This window comes from Paenibacillus lutrae, assembly GCF_009757775.1.
Lineage (GTDB): Bacteria > Bacillota > Bacilli > Paenibacillales > NBRC-103111 > Paenibacillus_F > Paenibacillus_F lutrae.
In genome coordinates this window covers 38462-59534 of record NZ_RHLK01000009.1, presented here as the reverse complement: position 1 = coordinate 59534, position 21073 = coordinate 38462, and the positions used below count along the sequence as shown (strand labels likewise).

The 21073-nt window shown below is 47.4% G+C and carries 17 protein-coding genes and 1 pseudogene; 8 read left to right on the top strand and 10 right to left on the bottom strand.

Going from position 1 to position 21073, the window contains the following annotated elements:
* Window positions 1-103 precede the first annotated feature (103 nt).
* The 3 genes from EDM21_RS15915 to EDM21_RS15905 form a co-directional block, all read right to left on the bottom strand.
* Window positions 104-745 (bottom strand): class D sortase, encoded by a 642-nt coding sequence (locus EDM21_RS15915; protein ID WP_235918224.1) that lies wholly within the window; start codon window positions 743-745, stop codon window positions 104-106.
* A gap of 40 nt (window positions 746-785) precedes the next feature.
* Window positions 786-1952: a response regulator gene (locus EDM21_RS15910; RefSeq protein ID WP_157336986.1), complete on the bottom strand. Its 1167-nt coding sequence runs from the start codon at window positions 1950-1952 to the stop codon at window positions 786-788.
* Window positions 1953-2221: 269 nt separating this feature from the next.
* Window positions 2222-9058, bottom strand: a complete 6837-nt coding sequence (locus EDM21_RS15905; RefSeq protein ID WP_157336984.1) for a fibronectin type III domain-containing protein — start codon at window positions 9056-9058, stop codon at window positions 2222-2224.
* 312 nt (window positions 9059-9370) lie between these two features.
* On the opposite strand from EDM21_RS15905, the gene EDM21_RS15900 reads away from it, so the two are divergent.
* Genes EDM21_RS15900 through EDM21_RS15885 form a run of 4 tightly spaced genes read left to right on the top strand, consistent with a single transcriptional unit; the run spans window position 9371 to window position 11477 of the window.
* The gene (locus tag EDM21_RS15900) at window positions 9371-9853 is read left to right on the top strand and encodes a GNAT family N-acetyltransferase (protein ID WP_157336982.1); all 483 of its coding nucleotides are present in this window, start codon (window positions 9371-9373) and stop codon (window positions 9851-9853) included.
* An 18-nt stretch (window positions 9854-9871) separates the two neighbouring features.
* Entirely contained in the window at window positions 9872-10381 is a 510-nt protein-coding gene (locus EDM21_RS15895) for a phage tail protein (RefSeq protein WP_157336981.1), read from the top strand.
* Between the two features lie 41 nt (window positions 10382-10422).
* Window positions 10423-10923 (top strand): phage tail protein, encoded by a 501-nt coding sequence (locus EDM21_RS15890; protein WP_157336980.1) that lies wholly within the window; start codon window positions 10423-10425, stop codon window positions 10921-10923.
* A gap of 17 nt (window positions 10924-10940) precedes the next feature.
* Entirely contained in the window at window positions 10941-11477 is a 537-nt protein-coding gene (locus EDM21_RS15885; protein WP_157336979.1) for a phage tail protein, read from the top strand.
* Window positions 11478-11647: 170 nt separating this feature from the next.
* On the opposite strand, the pseudogene EDM21_RS25050 reads toward EDM21_RS15885, so the two are convergent.
* The 6 genes and pseudogenes from EDM21_RS25050 to EDM21_RS15860 form a co-directional block, all read right to left on the bottom strand.
* A pseudogene (locus EDM21_RS25050) lies at window positions 11648-11743 on the bottom strand (GNAT family N-acetyltransferase); the annotation flags it as partial.
* Window positions 11744-11834: 91 nt separating this feature from the next.
* A complete protein-coding gene (locus EDM21_RS15880; RefSeq protein ID WP_157336978.1) occupies window positions 11835-12230 on the bottom strand; it encodes a DUF6508 domain-containing protein in 396 nt (131 codons plus the stop codon).
* A gap of 179 nt (window positions 12231-12409) precedes the next feature.
* A complete protein-coding gene (locus EDM21_RS15875) occupies window positions 12410-12970 on the bottom strand; it encodes a hypothetical protein (RefSeq protein WP_157336977.1) in 561 nt (186 codons plus the stop codon).
* A 346-nt stretch (window positions 12971-13316) separates the two neighbouring features.
* Entirely contained in the window at window positions 13317-14036 is a 720-nt protein-coding gene (locus EDM21_RS15870) for a CPBP family intramembrane glutamic endopeptidase (RefSeq protein WP_157336976.1), read from the bottom strand.
* Between the two features lie 731 nt (window positions 14037-14767).
* Window positions 14768-15649: a carbon-nitrogen hydrolase family protein gene (locus EDM21_RS15865; RefSeq protein WP_157336975.1), complete on the bottom strand. Its 882-nt coding sequence runs from the start codon at window positions 15647-15649 to the stop codon at window positions 14768-14770.
* 18 nt (window positions 15650-15667) lie between these two features.
* On the bottom strand, window positions 15668-17206 hold the full coding sequence (locus EDM21_RS15860) for a bifunctional GNAT family N-acetyltransferase/carbon-nitrogen hydrolase family protein (protein WP_157336974.1): 1539 nt from the start codon (window positions 17204-17206) through the stop codon (window positions 15668-15670).
* Between the two features lie 330 nt (window positions 17207-17536).
* Here EDM21_RS15860 and EDM21_RS15855 point away from each other — a divergent pair, with 330 nt between their 5' ends.
* Window positions 17537-17737 (top strand): cold-shock protein, encoded by a 201-nt coding sequence (locus tag EDM21_RS15855; RefSeq protein WP_157336972.1) that lies wholly within the window; start codon window positions 17537-17539, stop codon window positions 17735-17737.
* A gap of 254 nt (window positions 17738-17991) precedes the next feature.
* Window positions 17992-18270, top strand: coding sequence for an HU family DNA-binding protein (locus EDM21_RS15850; RefSeq protein WP_268893086.1), 279 nt, complete (start codon window positions 17992-17994; stop codon window positions 18268-18270).
* A gap of 440 nt (window positions 18271-18710) precedes the next feature.
* Here EDM21_RS15850 and EDM21_RS15845 read toward each other — a convergent pair whose 3' ends face one another.
* Entirely contained in the window at window positions 18711-19136 is a 426-nt protein-coding gene (locus EDM21_RS15845) for a hypothetical protein (protein WP_157336968.1), read from the bottom strand.
* Window positions 19137-19506: 370 nt separating this feature from the next.
* Here EDM21_RS15845 and EDM21_RS15840 point away from each other — a divergent pair, with 370 nt between their 5' ends.
* Entirely contained in the window at window positions 19507-19743 is a 237-nt protein-coding gene (locus EDM21_RS15840; RefSeq protein WP_157336966.1) for an acyl carrier protein, read from the top strand.
* Between the two features lie 43 nt (window positions 19744-19786).
* Window positions 19787-20878, top strand: coding sequence for a hypothetical protein (locus EDM21_RS15835; protein ID WP_157336964.1), 1092 nt, complete (start codon window positions 19787-19789; stop codon window positions 20876-20878).
* Window positions 20879-21073 lie beyond the last annotated feature (195 nt).

Here is a 21073-nt window from a genome sequence, read left to right as displayed (position 1 = left end):
CTTCATCTCTTATACGTCAAAAAAACCACTCAGCTCCAGAAGGCGCGGCACTTGCGGCGCGCTGTTCATTCTGGTTCTCCCTGCGGGAGCCTGAGCGGTTTTTTTATGGGATGATGCGTCCTTTGACAATAAGGCGATGGGTCGGATTATCGATAGGATGACAGGTAACGAGGGTAATTTCTTTGCTGCTGCCGTCTCCTTCCAGCACCCAGACATCCTCCGGTTTAACCAGCGTTTTCTCCGTTACGGTGTACTGGTAACTTGCTTCACCGGTGTCCACCTTCAGTTGATCGCCCGCTTCGAGTTCATCCAGCCGGTTGAAATTGCGGCCGAAAGTCCGGTTCCGGTGCCCGGCGATTGCATAATTGCCGATTTCTCCGGCAGTGCCGGTATGCTCGATACTGGCCGCCGTTGTTTTCAGATTGCGGTTAGTAGCCCCTTCCAGAATAGGCAGCCGCAGGCCGATCTTATCGATTACCAGAATTCCTTCGACCTTCCCAGCCCCCGCGTAACTCTTCATGAATTCGGCGGCGCCTTCCGGGCTGTTCTCCGCAGTCCCTATTTCATCAGAATCCGGGGAAACCGGAGCGGATTCCGATACACTCTCCACATTCTGAAAGCTGGCAATCCAATCCTTTTCCAGCTTCTGCTGCCGGGCATCCTCTACCATTTCCGCCACCTTGGGATAGCTGAAGAGAATCACCCCGGCAATCATTAGAAGCGCGGATAAGATTTTGATTTTCAAACCCGACTCCCCTTCCTGCGAACTGCTTGTTTATTCTGCTCTACTGTACATTTAGGGACGACGGATTTTCCAGTTCCCACTGCCGGTACCACTCTCTCAGTTCCTCACTGGGTGCCGTTCCGTATTCTTTTGCCAATTCATCCGTCAGCAGCTGGTAAATCCGTCTCACTTCCGCCGTGTTGTGAAGCAGCGCATAAATCCGAATCAGTCCGTAATACCCCGCTTCCATATAAGGAAACTTCTCCATCATAATCTGGTACAGCCCGATTGCTTCCGGATAATGCCCGAGCCCCGCGCGGCACTCCGCCACCTGCTTCGCATGCTGCAACCATAGCAGCCGCAGCCGCTCCTGCTCATAGTCCGACCAGGAATACCAGTGTTCCTCCAGATAATCGCCTGTATATTGATCCAGCATATTGACATGCAACTCCAGCGTATCTGGCATGACAGGAGGCGCAGCTTGCAGACTCTTCTCCCATTCTTCCACATCCAGCGTTGTGTTGCCCCATAGCAGCCGGTAAGCCTCATCCTGGTATTTGACCGTGATATCGAGAGCGCAGCTTCTGATCATTTTACGGATCTGATAAACGGCGGTATGCAATTGGGCGGTTGCCCTTTTGAAATCATAATCCGGCCACAAGAGATCGATGAGCGTCTGCTTGCCCACCGTTCTGTCCCGGTGATGGATCAGATACGCAAACAATTCCGGCGCTTTCAGCGTCTTCCATGAAAAGTACTGCCTCTGGCCGCCCGTATCCAGATAATGCAGGCTTCTCAGGCAGCACAGCATCGTACCGGTCCGGTTCTCTCGATCCGAACCCGCTGGTACAGCAAGGCCGGCTGCGGCTCTTTTCAAAGTCACAGACAACCTGGAAGGATGAACCGGCTTCAGCAGGTAGTCCAGCGCATCGACTTCGAACGCCTTCACGGCAAAACTGTGATAAGCCGTCACAAAAACAACCTGGAGCTGCGGATATAACGCCAACAACCGCTCCGCCAATTCAAAACCGTTCATCTCCGGCATCTCGATATCCAGGAACGCTAAATCTATATCCGGCGTTTCGCGCTGAACAGCCTCAAGGGCTTCAACCGGGTCTTGGTACGCCCCGACCAGTTCAATTTCTGTATTCAATCCTTCCTGGTCACCCAGCAATTTCTCTATTTTTCTTAAAGCAAGCTTCTCATCATCGACAATGATCACCTTCATGCCCGTTACCCCTGCCCCTCATTATTCTTTATTCTACCAAAAAAATGTCTCAGGGGGTGTATCCATCCAAGATAGTGCCGCAGTATGCGATTATTGTCGCATCTATCATTAGAACAGAACCTGTTGAATATTTTCTGAATATGCACCCTGCACCGATTACTCGCGCTGACCAAGATTTAATAAGCAAAAAAGGCTACCGCAGCAGTCATTGAACAGCTGCTACGGTAACCTTTATTGTGACAAGGTTCATGTATTGAAATCTTAAAACCTCAAATTAAGTCGGATTTCTGAAGAAGTCTCTGCAAGGTAGCGGCTACTTCTGCTCTGGTGATGAACGCTTTCGGTGCCAGTTTTCCGCCGTTTCTGCCGGTTACAATCCCAGCCTGGACGCTGTCGGCTATGCCGCTCTTCGCCCAGCCCGATACATCCAGAGCATCTGTAAAAGCTTTCAGCTGCTCTTCAATTGTACTGTCGGCCTGCTTCTGTTTCAAACCTGTAAGGAGCATAGCCTTCGAAAGAATAACCATAGCCTGTTCGCGGGTAATCCGATCCTCAGGACGGAACGTACCGTCCTCAAAGCCGTTGATCAAGTTATACTTGTGAGCCGTATACACCGTATCATAGTACCAGTCGGAACTATTCAGATCGGCGAATGCAGATTTGCCGTTATCCAGCTCAATCCCCAATCCGCGGATAATAATAGCGGCAAATTCAGCACGGGTAATATCGCGGTCCGGCTGGAATAATTCACTGCCCACTCCGCTGACGACCATCCGAGATCCCATATCATTCACGGATTGCTCAGACCAGTGGCCCTCGACATCCTTGAATTCCAGCGGATGCCAGACTACGGCATAAGTGCCGCTCGACAAACTGTTAATAATCGCATAATACTGGCCGTCCTTCTTCATTACCTTGGTCGGTACATGTCGGACCGTTCCGTTTGGTTCTACCGCAACGCCTGTTGTAATCCGGCCGAGGTCTACGCCATCCGGAATCAACATTGCGCGTTCTACATAGGCATTGAAATTGCTTATATCAATCGTTCTGCCGCCATATGCCGCTTGCACGGTAAAATTAAGCGGCGGCACAGCTGTCTCAAAGCCGCTTTTCTTAGCTGCTTCGTTCACCAGGCGGATGATATCCGCTGATGGTTCCGCAACTTGAAGATGAATTTTGATATCTTGAAGCTGGATGTTTTGTCCAAACTGCCGGGAAATCGCTTCGATGTCGATCTGCTGCGAAGGCAGAGTATAGGAGGCAGAATCTGTGCGGATTTCAATGACAGCCTGCCCTGCTTCCATGCCCTTAACCATCCGACCGTTCAATTCAGCCACATAAACATCAGATTCAGCGGTAACGGGAACAACCACGACCGCACCTTTACCTTCAGCTTCAAGATAACGTTTCAGGAGCTCTTCGTTCACGCTGACGGTCACGACCTTCTGACCGTTGCGGCTGGTTGTAAGGAGTGTTCCTGCGTTTACCGGTTTACCGTTAATGATCACATCTACAACGCTAGGCTGCGGCTGTGGCTGCGGATCCGGGTTGGGAGATGGGCTGCCGGTGTTTCCTCCGTTACCCCCGCCATTGTCCCCTCCACCAGAAGGAGCGGCAGGGATCACCGCATTGGAAGCGGCAGAAGCTTCACTTTTTCCTGCTGCATTTATTGCTTTTACCGTAAACGTGTAACTCGTGCCGTTAGTCAGTCCCGTTATCGTGACCGGACTGGATGCATTCGTTACGATTGTATTCCCAGGCGATACCGTTACTTCATATTGAGTGATCGGCAGCCCCCCATTATTTACCGGAGCCGTGAATGTTATTGTCGCTTCACCGTTGCCGGCTACGGCAGTCACATTCGTTGGAGCCAGTGGAACGGCGCCCGGGGTTGCGCTTCCTTCATTAGAAGCTGCGCTGCCGCCGCCCGGATTCCCTGCCTTCACTATAAAGTAGTAGGTTGTCCCATTGGTCAAATCTTTGGCAAGATAAGTGGCGCCCGTCACGGTTGCGATTGGCGTACTGTCATAAACCCCGGAAGCAGTTCCTCTGTAAACATCGTAATAGGTAGCTCCGGTTACTGTGCTCCAGTTCAGTTCGACCTGACGGTCCCCGCCCGCTGCTGTAAGATTCTGCGGATTGGCAGGAACATTAGGAAGATTCACCACTTGTGTGACGGTTAAAGTCACGTCCGTCATGTTCGTGGCCGATATGGTGACCTGTGTCGTATAAGTTCCGGCTGCAAGTCCGTCTTTAGCTTTTATAGTAAAATCAGTCTGCAAATTGAATTCATTTAATTCTGTCAGGGCCGGTTGAGTGATTTCAAAATCACCGGCATTCGTACCGCTGAGAGAAACATTCAGATTACTCAGTTTGCCCGTTCCCGTACGGGATAGCCCGATATTCCTGATCTCCTGAGTACCTGGTGCATACCCGATGACAAGAGCGTTCAGTGTCTGATCACCGATCGGATAGAGGGAATACGTCAAAGCTGCAGGTGTCGTCACCGATACCTCATTGGACGTACCTGCGTTCGTGCCGCCGGTTACGACGAGACGGAAATCATACTCCGTTGATGGGTTCAAGCCCGTGACCGTTGCACTTGCAGCCGAGACGCTGATCGCTCCCGTTTGCGCTGGGGTCCAAGTATTCTGGCCTTTTGGCGACTGCTCGATGATGATCGCTGTCGCTCCGTTTGCTGAGGTCCAGCTGAAGCTCGCTGTTGTCGTCGTCTTGCCTGTAGTTGCGAAATCCGCAACTGGTACGATTGGCGTTTCGGTTTGCACCGATACTACGTTCGAGTTGCCTGCATTCGTGCCGCCAGTCACTACCAGGCGGAAGTCATACTCGGTCGTTGGAGTTAAACCCGTGACCGTTGCACTTGCAGCCGAGACACCGATCGCTCCTGTTTGCGCCGTAGTCCAAGTATTCTGGCCCTTCGGCGATTGTTCGATCTTAATCGCTGTCGCTCCGCTTGCTGCCGTCCAGCTGAAGCTCACTGTTGTCGTCGTCTTGCCTGTAGTTGCGAAATCCGCAACTGGCACGATTGGTGTTTCGGTTTGCACCGATACCACGTTTGAATTGCCAGCGTTCGTGCCGCCTGTTACAACGAGACGGAAATCGTATTCAGTCGTTGGGGTCAACCCTGTGACCGTCGCGCTTGCAGCGGAGACGCCGATCGCTCCCGTTTGTGCCGTGGTCCAAGTATTCTGGCCTTTTGGCGACTGCTCGATCTTGATCGCTGTCGCTCCGCTTGCTGCGGTCCAGCTGAAGCTCGCTGTTGTCGTCGTCTTGCCTGTAGTTGCGAAATCCGCAACTGGTACGATTGGTGTATCGGTTTGCACCGATACTACGTTTGAGTTGCCTGCGTTCGTGCCACCTGTTACAACGAGACGGAAATCGTACTCAGTCGTTGGGGACAAGCCTGTGACCGTTGCACTTGCAGCGGAGATGCTGATCGCTCCCGTTTGCGCTGGGGTCCAAGTGTTCTGGCCCTTCGGCGACTGCTCAATGATGATCGCTGTCGCTCCGCTTGCTGCGGTCCAGCTGAAGCTCGCTGTTGTCGTCGTCTTGCCTGTAGTTGCGAAATCCGCAACTGGTACGATTGGTGTATCGGTTTGCACCGATACCAAGTTCGAGTTGCCTGCGTTCGTGCCGCCTGTTACTACCAGGCGGAAATCGTATTCAGTCGTTGGGGTCAACCCTGTGACCGTCGCGCTTGCAGCGGAGATGCTGATCGCTCCCGTTTGCGCTGTGGTCCAAGTGTTCTGGCCCTTCGGCGACTGCTCGATCTTAATCGCTGTCGCTCCACTTGCTGCGGTCCAACTGAAGCTTGCTGTAGTCGTCGTCTTGCCTGTAGTTGCGAAATCCGCAACTGGTACGATTGGTGTATCGGTTTGCACCGATACTACGTTTGAGTTGCCTGCGTTCGTGCCACCTGTTACTACCAGCCGGAAATCGTATTCAGTCGTTGGAGTTAAACCCGTCACCGTTGCGCTTGCAGCCGAGACGCCGATCGCTCCCGTTTGCGCTGTGGTCCAAGTATTCTGGCCCTTCGGCGACTGCTCGATGATGACCGATGTCGCTCCGCTTGCTGCGGTCCAGCTAAAGCTCGCTGTGGTCGTCGTCTTGCCTGTAGTTGCGAAATCCGCAACTGGTACGATTGGCGTTTCGGTTTGCACCGATACCACGTTCGAGTTGCCTGCGTTCGTGCCACCTGTTACTACCAGGCGGAAGTCATACTCGGTCGTTGGGGTTAAACCCGTGACCGTTGCACTTACAGCGGAAACCCCGATCGCTCCCGTTTGCGCCGTGGTCCAGCTGTTCTGACCTTTAGGCGATTGCTCAACCTTAATCGCTGTCGCTCCGCTTGCTGCGGTCCAACTGAAGCTTGCTGTAGTCGTCGTCTTGCCTGTAGTTGCGAAATCCGCAACTGGTACGATTGGTGTATCGGTTTGCACCGATACTACGTTTGAGTTGCCTGCGTTCGTGCCACCTGTTACTACCAGGCGGAAATCGTATTCAGTCGTTGGAGTTAAACCCGTGACCGTTGCGCTTGCAGCGGAGACGCTGATCGCTCCCGTTTGTGCCGTGGTCCAAGTATTCTGGCCCTTTGGCGACTGCTCAATGATGATCGCTGTCGCTCCGCTTGCTGCGGTCCAGCTGAAGCTCGCTGTTGTCGTCGTCTTGCCTGTAGTTGCGAAATCCGCAACTGGTACGATTAGTGTTTCGGTTTGCACCGATACTACGTTCGAGTTGCCTGCGTTCGTACCGCCTGTTACGACCAGGCGGAAGTCATACTCGGTCGTTGGAGTTAAACCCGACACGGTGGCGCTTGCAGCCGAGACGCTGATTGCTCCCGTTTGCGCCGTAGTCCAAGTATTCTGGCCCTTCGGCGATTGTTCGATCTTAATCGCTGTCGCTCCACTTGCTGCCGTCCAGCTGAAGCTCACTGTGGTCGTCGTCTTGCCTGTAGTTGCGAAATCCGCAACTGGCACGATTGGTGTATCGGTTTGCAACGATACTACGTTCGAGTTGCCCGCGTTCGTACCGCCGGTTACGACCAGGCGGAAGTCATACTCGGTCGTTGGGGTTAAACCCGTGACTGTTGCACTTGCAGCCGAGACGCCGATCGCTCCCGTTTGCGCTGTGGTCCAAGTATTCTGGCCCTTTGGCGATTGCTCAACCTTAATCGCTGTCGCTCCGCTTGCTGCTGTCCAGCTGAAGCTCGCTGTGGTCGTCGTCTTGCCTGTAGTTGCGAAATCCGCAACTGGTACGATTGGTGTATCGGTTTGCACCGATACTACGTTTGAGTTGCCTGCATTCGTGCCGCCTGTTACAACGAGACGGAAATCGTATTCAGTCGTTGGGGTCAACCCTGTGACCGTCGCGCTTGCAGCGGTGACGCTGATCGCTCCCGTTTGTGCCGTGGTCCAGCTGTTCTGACCTTTAGGCGATTGCTCAACCTTAATCGCTGTCGCTCCGCTTGCTGCGGTCCAACTGAAGCTCGCTGTGGTCGTTGTCTTGCCTGTAGTTGCGAAATCCGCAACGGGCACGATTGGCGTATCGGTTTGCACCGATACCACGTTCGAGTTGCCTGCGTTCGTGCCACCTGTTACTACCAGGCGGAAGTCATACTCGGTCGTTGGGGTTAAACCCGTGACCGTTGCACTTACAGCCGAGACGCTGATTGCTCCCGTTTGTGCCGTGGTCCAAGTGTTCTGGCCTTTTGGCGACTGCTCGATGATGACCGCTGTCGCTCCGCTTGCTGCGGTCCAGCTGAAGCTTGCCGTTGTCGTCGTCTTGCCTGTAGTTGCGAAATCCGCAACTGGTACGATTGGTGTATCGGTTTGCACCGATACTACGTTTGAGTTGCCTGCATTCGTGCCGCCTGTTACAACGAGACGGAAATCATACTCGGTCGTTGGGGTTAAACCCGACACGGTTGCGCTTGCAGCCGAGACACCGATCGCTCCCGTTTGCGCCGTGGTCCAGCTGTTCTGACCTTTAGGCGATTGCTCAACCTTAATCGCTGTCGCTCCGCTTGCTGCGGTCCAGCTGAAGCTCGCTGTTGTCGTCGTCTTGCCTGTAGTTGCAAAAGTAGTGACATTTGATGCCGGTGTAGTCACGACGGCTGTTTTAAGCAGGTCTGAAGCGGCCACAATCGCACGCCCCTCTGTCACCGCAACCGAAGTATAATTTTTGGTGCCGGTGCTGGTGTACATTTCAGTTTCCCAATTTACACCATCCACTGAGGAAATCAATGTTTCCTTCGTTCCCGTGGCGTAAAATTTGCCTGCTCCAAATGTTAAATTTGTATATGTGATTGCTGATACATCTGAAGGGGGATTTTCTTTCTTCCAGGTCACGCCATCCTCGGAAACGTAAATATACCCGCTGTATCCGACAGCAACAAACTTATCGTTGCCGTAAGCGATTCCTCTTAGGCGCTGCGCGGGGCTTGCGCCGCCCACCACAGTCCACGTTACCCCGTCCGTTGAGGAGTAGAGCACGCTTTTGCTAGCAGAATTGTCGCCGGTGACAATGAATTTACCTTCTCCAAAAGCAACACCATATGGATTTATTCCGCTCTGTCGATTGTCTGCCCAGGTAGTCCCGTTTTTTGACACCAGAATCGAACCGGCTTGACCCGTTACTACGGTCGTACCCGCACCATCCGTAGCAATCGCGGTCAGATTGTGATTGACACTATCGCTGAGAGATCTTCTTGCCTCCCAATTTCCTATGTCGGCAGGACTTTTACCGTCCGGCACGGCTAATATATCTCCATTGTCACAACTAATTAATAACTCAGATCCCGTATCTATTGCTTTTTTACCGTTACATCTTCTACCATTCACGTCTATATTATTCTGCCCCAGGGTCCAATTAATCGCGTCAGTAGAATAGGAATAACTGCCGGCAGTATTGAAAATCAGCCAGTACCCGTTTGCGTAGCCCACTGTCGAGATGCTGCTAGTAATTTTAGGATCTGCTATAGTCTGCCAGCTGGCGACTTGCGCCTTTGCAAGGAAGGGACTTATACCTGATGAGGTCAGAACCAGTATTGCAGCCATCCATACTTTCAAATACTTATACACGTTCATAATCAAATCCTCTCTCCTATCATTGCTCTGTGTTACCCAGGTAATATCCGCGCCTTACTCCCTTACCTCTTGGCAGGATCTATAAGACTACTATTTCCCAGCTATTTACTAATGTCCTCCTTGTACCGATATAGTTAATAGGCCAGAATTGCTTTCACTAATATCCATAATAAAACATCTCCATTTCCTGGTAAATGGGTTTTGTAGAATTTTAATATAACATGTCACTTTTTGAAAACGGATGGTGTAATTTTACAATCGGTGCGTTATAATCGAACTATTCTAGGCCCAGCGGCCTATCGGGGAGGGAACATGATACGTAAATTACCGGCATGCCCTGCCGATGCTCCCTTTCTGTTCCAACTGTATGCAAGCACCCGCGAAGCGGAGCTGCAAGCTTGGGGATGGGATGAGCAGATGAGGCGCCCGTTCTTGCATATGCAATGGATGGCTCAAAAAAACAGTTATACCGCTCAGTATCCTGACGCAGAGGAACTTATCATCCACCTAAACGATTCTCCGGCCGGAAGAATACTAACTGCCCGCACGAACGACTCGCTGTTGCTGGTCGATATTGCTCTGCTGCCCATTCATCAGAACCAAGGGATAGGCAGTTTGCTGATCCGTGAACTTCAGGAGGAAGCTGTAACCGCTTCCCTGAAGCTTGTGCTTCACGTTCTTCCGGACAGTCCCGCATTGCGGCTCTATCAGAGACTGGGCTTTGGCAATACCGGCGTTTCCGGACTTCATTTACGTATGGAATGGAGTCCCGTACTACCCCCTACAAACATTTAAATGAAGAGGTGACTCACCATGAGCGATTGTTATTTGGGTGAAATCCGCATGTTTGCGGGCAATTTCGCTCCCCGAGGCTGGGCATTATGCAACGGCCAAGTACTCTCTATTGCCGAGTATGAAGCCTTATATGTCCTGCTGGGCACTACGTATGGCGGTGATGGCCAAACCACATTCGCCCTGCCGGATCTTCAGGGAAGAGTTCCCATTCACAAGAATCCAACTTATCCTTGGGGCAATAAAGGCGGAACCGAAACGGTCACCCTGACTTCCAATCAATTGGCTTCCCATACCCATATTGCCAATGCGAACAGTACGCTTGCGACAGACAGTACTCCCCAGAACAACGTATGGAGCACAAGCTCTTCCCGGCATTTTGCCAGCGGCGGCCCCGGCATCACTCCCGTTAATATGAACAATCAGGCATTGTCATCCGTAGGAGGCAATCAGCCTCACGATAATGTGATGCCCTCGTTGACCATTTCTTTCATCATTGCATTAGAAGGGGTTTTCCCGTCTCAGCCTTAACAAGTGATTCTAACTCTTAATGAATTAAAGGAGGTTTTACCATGTCAGAACCGTTTGTGGGCGAAGTACGATTGTTCGCTAATGGCTATGCTCCAAGAGGCTGGATGTATTGCGAAGGCCAAATTCTCCAAATCAACGGAAATCAGGCCCTCTACTCCCTGCTGGGCAACGTATATGGCGGGAACGGGGTAAGCACCTTTGCACTGCCGGATTACCGCGGCCGCGTCCCGATTCATGTTTCCAGCGATATCCCGCTCGGAACTGTGGCAGGTGAAGCCGCACATACTTTGACCGTGTCGGAAATTCCTCAGCATACGCATCAGGTGCAGGCTTCCTCCACCCCGGCTAGCGATCCTTCTCCGCTGAATAATGTATGGGCGGCGGCCAACGGATCTGTGTACGATCCTGCAGCTACGATGATTCAGATGAATAGCGGCGCCATCGGTCAGGCAGGCGGCAGCCAGCCCCATAACAACATGCAGCCGTATTTGTCTCTAAACTTTGCTATAGCAATTCAAGGCATTTTCCCTAGCCGTAACTAGAAAAGGAGGGTTACTCAATGGCAGACGCTTATATTGGTGAAATCCGTATATTTGCAGGTAATTTTGCACCCAAAGGCTGGGCCCTCTGCAATGGCCAGTTAATGTCCATTACTCAAAATACAGCCCTGTTCTCTATCCTTGGCGTTCAGTATGGCGGAGACGGCAAAACTACCTTTGCGCTTCCGAATCTGATAGGCGCGGCTCCTATGCACCAGGGCAGCGGTCAGGGACTGACACCGCGCAACATGGGCCAGAAAGCAGGAAGCCCGACGGTAACGCTTCTTACTACAGAGATACCATCGCATACACATATCCCGCAGGCGATTAATAGTGCGGGAGCGGTCGGAGATCCGACCCAGAACTTCTGGGCGCAAGGCGAGCCTCCTGACGAATTCTCGCCCAATCCCAATCTGTACGATCCGACTCCGAACGTCCCGATGTCGCCGGTTGCCCTGAATGTTTCGGGCGGTTCACAGCCGCACAACAACATGCAGCCTTTTATCGCGCAGACTTTTATCATCTGCTTGCAAGGCGAGTTTCCTTCGCGCGGATAATATATACTTAAACAAACAGCGTGTGTCGATACTAATCGGCGCACGCTGTTTGTTTATCTCCAATATTCTCCCTTTTCTTCCAAGGCCAAGGTGGTACAAGTGATACGCGCCCTCCCTTGACTGGATGCAGCTGTCCATTTTTCAGCCATATAAAAACTCCTCCAACCGAATCACACTTTTTCGTAATCGAGCTTGAGTATGCCATAGATCTCCAAATCCACAACGCCTTTGCCTGATCACAGGGCCGCTTGCCTGATCATCCCTTCCGCCGCCTGTATACTCCTTTTTTAACGACGATTTACATGGTGATAATTAGATTTCCAATCCACCGGAATAGAATGCTGAGAATGAAAATCATCAGACGGGCAATTCCTTAAGCTTCAATAAAATACTCAGAAATATCTTATTCTCAGCAGCTTGCGCCCATGTTCCATCACAAAACCGTTCTTGACGCACGTAATAAGTCAGTATCGCTTGCAGCATCTCCAGATCATGGGTTCCCTCAATTATTCGAAGAGCTTCATGACTCGTTCCGATCGTACCGCCCAGCACACTTAAATAGTTTGGCAGCATGATGCCACTATCGTTTACCGCTCCAATAAACGTATGTAATCTCTCGTCGTAAATACAGTAAGGCATCGAATAAACCCCGTCTTTAAGCTCTTTGCCTGGCTGCCATTTGCAGAATTGCACACTCTCGTCCTCGAAGTAACGGATGAATTCAAACAACTGGCTATATTTACTCTCTGTCATCGAAACCTCCTTAACTAGCTTAGAAATTCATGCCACAAATAACCAGTTCTTTTAATGTTTCAATAGATGATGGAGGAATTCCTTCCTTCTATATATTCGTTTGGCACTTAGGAAAAGAAAAAGAGGAGCAAAAGCCCCTCTCTACTATTTACGCCCATATTGTTCCATTCGTCGTTTAATTATTTCGTTTTTAGAGCTCCTACATCATCTTTAAAAGCTTCACTATACTGCTTGAATAATCCGGTATCGAATTTGTAACTCTTGTCGTTCGCTTGGGGCTTATTTTCCTTTAACTGTTTATACAGAATATCGGCTTCATTGGAGAGTTTGGCCCACACTTGCTTCACATTATCGTACTTCGCATCCAAACCCTGTATATACGTATTATATTCCGCTTTCTTCTCCATCGCTTTACCAAGCCGGTCAATGGTGAAATCTATATCGATCTTCTCGCCAGTGCTGCCAGTACCGCTATTTTTGTACCAGCCTATGTTAACGAATCCTTCGTTCCAAATGCTCGAAGTTATAAAATTGCTGATCTCGCTTAGCTTAGACTCCACGGTAGGCTCTTCTTTTTTAGCGGCTGGATCTGCTGCCTTATTCACAGAGTTCGCAATCGAATTCTTAATTGCCTCCGCCAGCTTCTCCTCATCGGTTTGTTCCTTAGCGCATCCAGCGCTGACCAACAGCAATACAGCGGCCATCCCAATCCAAACACCCATTTTGTTGCGATTAAACATTCTAATACTCTCCTCTTTTTTACACATGTTGACTTTCCTTTATATCGGTTGCCTCCTTATATATCGGATTTCTTAACAAATTTTTGAAGTAAATAATTCTATGAAGTGAGTTTTGCTCACGCAAATAAAAAAGAGGTGTCTGTTAAGACACCATCCTCAACCGTCTTATTCTACGAGAAAAATCCGCTCGCCTTCGTTATCGGGTAATGAAGACCACTTCTCCTGATTTACGCTTTCTTCAGATGGTCGCTGATTTTCTTCTTTGGGCTGGTTATTTCCTTGCGAATCTTCCTGTACACATTTGGAGGCCAATTCCCGTTACTTTCTGTATGGTCGATTTGCTTATTCAATTCCTAAACACCGCCGTGAATATAACCACATCTTGCAAAAAATGGATACTTAGCGCCCAGAAAAACCCTTTTGTTTCAATCATGGATTTAGCCAAGATCCAGCCTAGAAAAGCAGCCATCAATGCACCTGGAATTCCGCTTGGTGTCCCAAAGAAATGAATGACCCCAAAGACAGCGGCGGCCAACCCTTGGGCTAAATACGGTGAGTATCCTAATTTACTTACAACTGCAACAAAAGAAAATCGAAATATGATTTCTTCTGCAAAAGCATTAGTGAGTGCAAAAACGATGACCAATAATACCCCGGGGTACAGATCCAGGCTCATTCTCCCCCCATGAACCAATTGGAAGTAAATGACGCCGGCCGTGATTAAAGTAATGACAATCGCGAAGTTTAGACCCAGGTTTATCCAGCTATCTCCTTCTTTCGGTTTAATTCCAAGCCACGGTTCAGGTCGGATTTGCCCATCCCTCTTCTTCAGGTTTAAATAAGCCAGCCCATCTTTACCTGTCAGCACATACACAATTCCGATCACGATCCCTGCCAGTAATAGTACCGTTACTTGGTAACTCATTTCTTGATTGTATACTTCTCTTGCAAAAACCTCTAAATTCAGAGGCTCGTTCCTTCTAATCCATAAAAGAGATGGTGCAATCATGACCACGATCAGGGTGATTAAAATGATAGGAAACGTTTTAAAATGTCTTTTATTCATTCTACGTCCCCCTGACTTGATTGTTTAAAATCACTAAAGCATGCTGACACCATTCTATGGACATTTCTATGTATCATTCTCCTTATCTTCAATTTACTTGAAGGAGTTTCTTCATTGCGCTCAAAATATCCAACTAGTTTTCAACGAATTTTTCTAATATGTTTTGTCTCCAAAATAAAACGATAGAACCGTTCATCATCAACGACTTCCATAAAAGTCCCCGCTCCATTTTTCTTACCCCCAATCATTCAACAGAACAAGACCCATTGTACCATATGTTGGTATTTCCCTTTACGTATCGTTTTATTTTATATCGAGTGCGGAAGTGGGTGTGTGGCTGATTATTACAGTCACTAAGAGCCTTACGGATGTAATCCCCCCACTATTCTCTTCTGATATAGACACAAAAATGCCCTATCGATGAAGAGAGGGCATTCTCCCCTGCTTGGGCAGGGTATCTGTGAGTATGGGCTTTGCTGGTCTCATATTTCTGTCTTGCTGAGCCAAGTCCCGCTGCTCTTTACTTTTAAGATGAGAATTGAGAAGCGTTAATTACCTGTACAAGTTAATTGAAAACCATCCGCGACAACAGGTGAAATCCAAAATTTCCTCATCTCTTAAGATTTTCTTTTCGATTCGGGTTACTTTTTCTTCGAAGCTTAATTTTTCCTTTGCTAGTACTACAAAAGCCGTTTGACCCCTCTCGCAAGGGACCAAACGGCCTTTTCGGTTTACAGTAGCGTCTTCTGGTGTTCGTGTTCGTATAGATCGGGGCGGCGGTCGTAGAAGGGTGCTACCGCGCCGCGTTCGCGATTCTCTCGGAGTCTATGGAAGTCGAGTTCAGCGAGCACCGTCCTGTTTTCGTTCGTTTCTCCGACCTGCAAGATGCCATCCGCGGCGAACGGTAGATCGCATGGAGTGAATACGCCCGCTTGGCAAAAACCAATGTCCACCTGCGGACGATCCTCGGACAAGGCTCCAACGAGGCCGCTTAATACGACGAACAGCTGATTCTCGATCGCCCTCGCTTGGGCGCAATGCCGCACGCGATGGTATCCGAAGGAACTATCGGTATAGGAAGGGCATAGAAGCAGTTCCGCGCCGCGAAGCGCGGCTGCCCTGGCCAGCTCCGGAAACTCGATGTCGTAACAGGTCAAGATCGCCATCTTGCCCCACTCCGTGTCGAATACGTTAAGCTCGTCACCCGCGACCAGAGGCCAGCGAATTTGCTCCTCCGGCGTAAGATGCACCTTGCTTTGCGTCTCCACCCGTCCCTCGGGAAAGAAGAGGAATGCCTTGTTCGAGTACTTACCCTCTTCCTTTAAGCAAATATGCGTCCCCGCTTGTATGGCAATATCGTATTCTCGGCTCAGCTCTCCAAAGAACTCGATATATTTATCCGTCAGCCCGTCCAGAAAATAACACGCTTCATCGTGCAGCATCGACGGCTCTATGCTTAGCAAGTGAGCCGTCATGTACTCCGGGAATACGATCATGGAGGCGCCCTGCTCGGCAGCATCCCGAACCTTCGTATTGATTCCCGTCCAGAACTCTTCTTCGGTACGGATATCGGTGAGACCGTATTGCGTTGTTGCTATCGTTAACTTCTTCATAAGCACCTCTAGTATGTTTTAAGTACGTATTTGTAAGGAATAGATGTCCGTCCGGCGATCCTTGAACGACAATGCATCGCTGGACTTACGGTACCTTTCCAGCGTTTCCATATCTACCTCGGCCATGATGACCGTCTCCGTATTCTCACTGCACTCCCCCGCAATGCCGTCGCGAGAGAAGGAGAAATCGGCTGGCGTATAGATACCGGACTGGGCATACTGAACGTCTACGTTATCCACATGGGTTAGATTTCCTACCGTTCCTGCGGTCACAATGAACACTTGGTTCTCGATCGCCCTGGCCTGTGCACAGTACTTCACCCTCAGGAACGTCTGCCTATCTTCCGCGCAGAAAGGAACGAATATAATCTGCGCCCCCTCCTCCGCGACGATACGCGACAACTCCGGATACTCGATATCGCTGCTAAGTTGAATCGATATTTTACCGCAATCCGTGTCAAACACCTCGAGTGAGCTACCCCCGTTGATGCCCCACCACTTCCGCTCGTTCGGAGAAATATGCAGTTTGTATTGCTGCTCAATTGTGCCGTCCCGGCGGAACAAATGAGCCACGTTGTAGATCCGGTTATTGTTCTCGACGAAGTGAGAGCCGCCTACGATATTTACGTTGTATTTGACCGCGAGTTCGGAGAATAACTCTACATAGTTGGTCGTATATGTCGTGAGCTTCCGGACGGCCAAGCTCGGAGAGCGTTCATCCAAGAAGGAAAGCAGCTGCATGGTGAAGTTCTCCGGGAAAACAGCGAAATCGGATTTGTAATCCGATGCCACGTCCACGTAATGCTCGCACTGGGTGGCGAATTCCTCGAAAGAATCGATCTTCTTCATCATATACTGGACCACGCAAATGCGGACGGGGAAAGACATCTTATACAGCGTCTTGTTGATGCTCGGCCTGTATTCGATATTATTCCATTCTAAGAGGGCCGCGAAATTCTCAGAATCGGCATCATCGGACAAATAATTGGTAATGATCCTCTTCAGCGTAAATCCGTTCATCATCTGAAAGGTCAGCACCGGATCGTAGATGTTCTGCTGCAACACTTCCTCCGCGTAAGCTCTTGGCGACAACTTATCAGAATAGTTGTGATACCCCGGGATGCGTCCCCCTACGATAATACTTTTGAGGTTAAGCTGCTCCGCTAGCCGTTTCCTTGCCTCGTATAACCTTCTGCCGATTTTCATGCGACGGAAATCCGGATGCACCATAACTTCCATCCCATAGAGGTTCCCTCCCCGGGGGTTATGGTTGCGAATATAGCCCTTGTCCGTGATCTCGGAATACGTATGCTGCTCCAAATACTCGTCGAAGTTCACGATCAGGCTAGAACAGGAGCCGATAATATCACCGTCGAGCTCGACGCAGATTTGACCCTCGGGAAACGTGCGGACGTGACTTTCCAATTGATCCAGCTTCCAGGGGCCCATGTTCGGAAAACAAATATTTTGCAGCGCGATGATTTTATCGAAATCTTCGCGCTCAATGTTGCGAATGATGATTTTCTTTTCGAATTGCGAGATTTGATCGGTTGTCATGAAATGAGACCCCTTTATAAATGCGTTTAAAATAGTATACCACATTGTTTCTTGTCCCTAGTATCGGGATGTAGCGGTTTTGTTATTTTGGTAAAATGAGGAAACGCTAGTAATAACACTTTATTTAACAAAACGGCATCTCCTGTGTCAGCGGCGCAGGGGCCGGTTTGACGACCTCGAAATCGTGTGCTATTATCAGGTTATAAACGGCTTTAACATAAACTCACATATTGAAAAAAGTGATCATTTATGTAATGGTACTTTTTCCAATATGTGATTTTTTTGTTTTTTAAAAAAGCATGTTAATAAAAAATTGGAGGTAATTTTATTATGGAAACAGGAACAGTGAAATGGTTTAATGCAGAGAAAGGTTTTGGATTTATTGAAATAGAAGGCGGAAATGACGTATTCGTTCATTTCTCTGCAATTCAAGGGGATGGATTCAAATCGTTGGACGAAGGACAACGCGTTGAATTTAATGTAACGCAAGGCAACCGCGGTCCTCAAGCCGAAAATGTTGTAAAACTGTAATTCACAGTGAACTGTCCTTAACAAGTGTTAAGGGCAGTTTTTTTATCTAAGGAGGAGAAAAGGAGCAGCCGCGTATATAATTCTTGGTTACTCTATGTTTCCCGCATTATGTGTCATGTCCCAAATTTGAGTATTTTGAAAGTCTAATTCTCCCTTCATGTTGTTCAGTAACCGTTTCCATGTAGATCATTTTTTTCTAATGGACAATCAGGAAGGTTGTCATTTTCATCATTTATAATCATAGAATTGAGGAATTGCAAATGAACAAAGAACAATTAATAGAAGAAGTAGCTAAATCTGGTGGATTTTCAAAAAAGAACGCTGAAAAAGCTGTAACACATGTGCTGGACTCAATTTTTGAAGCTTTAAAGCAAGGCAAAGAAGTTCAGCTAGTCGGCTTCGGGAGATTTGATGTCCGTAATCGTGAAGCACGCCTGGGAAAAAGCCGCAAAACCGGTGAAGAGGTGCAACTTCCGGCAGGTAAAGTTCCTATATTCACGGCAGGAATTACTCTGAAAAAAGCTTTAAATTAAGCTTAAAGTCACCAAAAGCTAATATAAAATAAAGATGTTACTACATCAGAAAAGCGGTTTTCTATCAACATAAGTACACATGATTCGAACGTTAGTGTCGTATTTTCCACTATTGATGACATTATTAAATTTTATTCCAAACAAGGTTTGCAAACAAAAGCAGCCAATCTGAGCCATTCAAAGAATGACACAAGTAATGAAAGAGATGATATATCATTAAAGAAATGATTCTTTACGACCAACCTGTAAGGCCAATTAAGAAGAATTCGTGGTTGATAATGATATCCCGTGTTTTTTCTTCATTTTTCTTCACCTGTTTGGGAGGATGCCTTTTGTTTGGTTGCCTCCTTTACATAGCCTTTTCGAATCGAAAGTTCAAGAAACCTCTTGGTAAGTTTCGAAAGACGCATCACCCCGTGAACGGTATTTCATTAACATTTTCACTGTAAAACTTCATTAAAAATTTGTCCTTCTCTATCCAATTGAATGATTTTAAGACGCTTCGTCTTTTTGACATAGATGGACTTGTACCGCTCTTTACCGTCTTGTTCAATGAAAAGTACCCGCTCGCCTTCGTTATCGGTTACCGTTTTGAACTGATAATCTTTACCACCGATTTGTTGAATAATTGCAGCATACTCGGGTAATGAAGACCATTTCTCCTGATTTACGCTTTCTTCAGATGGTCGCTGAATTTCTTCTTTAGGCTGGTTATTTCCTTGTGAATCTTCCTGCACGTCTGCTGTTTGTCCGGATTGCTGCTGATTTTCTTCTGTACTCTCCGTATTACGGATATCCGTATCATTACTGCCACAAGCTGTTAGTAGAAGGGCCGCGGCACTTAATGTCATAAATGTTTTATACATCAGTTATGTCATCTCCTGTTGTGTACTTCCCATTCATTCTAACAATAAAAACATTTGGAAGCCAATTCCCGTTACTTTCTGTATAGTCGATTTGCTTATTCAATTCCTAAGCTCCCCTTGGAGAAATTCCTCTGTGATTCGCTCCTCTATTGTTACCAGATTGGACTTATCAGGAAGATCCAGCATAAGTGTAAGATTGCGTATTCTCATTCTTTATGTCGATCTGATGGTAATTTCCAGAATTATATATAACTTTTAATATATTGATTTTTTTGGATCGTGTATGATAAAATTTCGTTAACAAATACGTTAATCTACCATACTAAAGGTTATGTAATAATTAGGAACTAGAATAATAGGAGCGTATACAATGATCAGTATCAGAAATCAAGTTGAACAATTCATTTATGAGCTTATGGATCGTCCACCTTCGGCTGCGCTCCACAATCGGTTAGTCGACAATGGTTTTGATTCCATTATGTTTATACGGCTAATGGTTTTGATTGAAAAGAAATATGGAATTGAAATTCAAGATGAATTTTTAATCATGGAGAATATGTCCACAATTGATGAAGTAGTCGTTTTTATTCAAAATTATTCTCAATAATAAGACACTATGTCTGCGCCGCGACAAGGAGGACAGATCTTAAGTGAATAGGATTCTTGATCCGAACGATTACCTTCTAATGAACGGAAGACCCGATGAACTCTGGACGTATCTTGACTGTTACCAGATCCCTCTTTACTTTGCGCTTAAAGAACGAATACAGTTCGAAGCAGAACCCTTCGCTGTTTTCTTACAGAATCCATCTTTCTATGTAGATATTGATGAGAAGGAAAATCTACTAAAAGACATCGTAATTCGGTTTCCATGGAACCATGCATCCCATCACATTTTTCACGTTGAAATGAATGCAAGTCTCGGAAATACACTATTTAATGATTACGCTTTGGAGTTAAGCAAAGGACATTTAGTCCCTTTCGGCACATTCCCACCAAGGGTCCCCTTTTATAAAAACTTTGTTTCTTTTGAAAGTAAATTTATTTATCCGAAAAATTATGAAGAATTTGATCATATATTCATGGGAATTAAAATTGAAAATAATAAACTAATTTATTTAGAAAATGCTCCCCTACTTAATAAAAGCTATATTCCTTATAACGGTAGCAGAAACGTTGGAATTATTGATCTAGTTGAACTTGAGCCTGCTTTTAGTTGTTATTTCAAGTATTTCAAAATTACGATCGATATAACTAAAGTTAACTTTCACAGCGAGGCCAATAATTTCTTTAATTTCTGCAAGCAAATACTCGATTATAGTGATTCTGAACCGTATAGAAACGAAAGTAGTTTATTCCATCCAAATATCCAAGGATTACTACAACTAAAAGAACTTCTACAAAATGAAATAATCCATTTAGAAAGTAAAGCCTATAGTTATAATTGTAATTATTGTGAATTGCTAGAATGGAAACTGTCTATTATCCAACAGAGTAAACACATATTTCTTCAGTATTTGAAACAAAATCAATCTGAAATACAAGGTATAAACAATATATGGTCTTCGTTAGAACATGCAAATAAGGTTTGGATTGCTTTAATAAATAAGCTGCGGTTCATGATAATTAGCAGCAAATACCAAGAAAACATTGTTGTTAACTATTTGAATGATGTAATTAAAGCAGAACTCACTTTATTAGAGGATATAAGAGGATTAGTTAAAAATACAAGTACTATATGAAGATAGATGAGTCGCCACAACAATGAACATTTATGGCCACGCTCTGGCTCTGCGGACTGCCGACCAGGCAGCAGCTGATAAATTCGATAATCTGTTCACTATGGATACCAAGCAAGTAGATAAAAAGACGTTGGGATAATCCACCCAGCGTCTTTTCCTTCATTTTATCCTGTGTTATTTTGCCTTACCATTCAG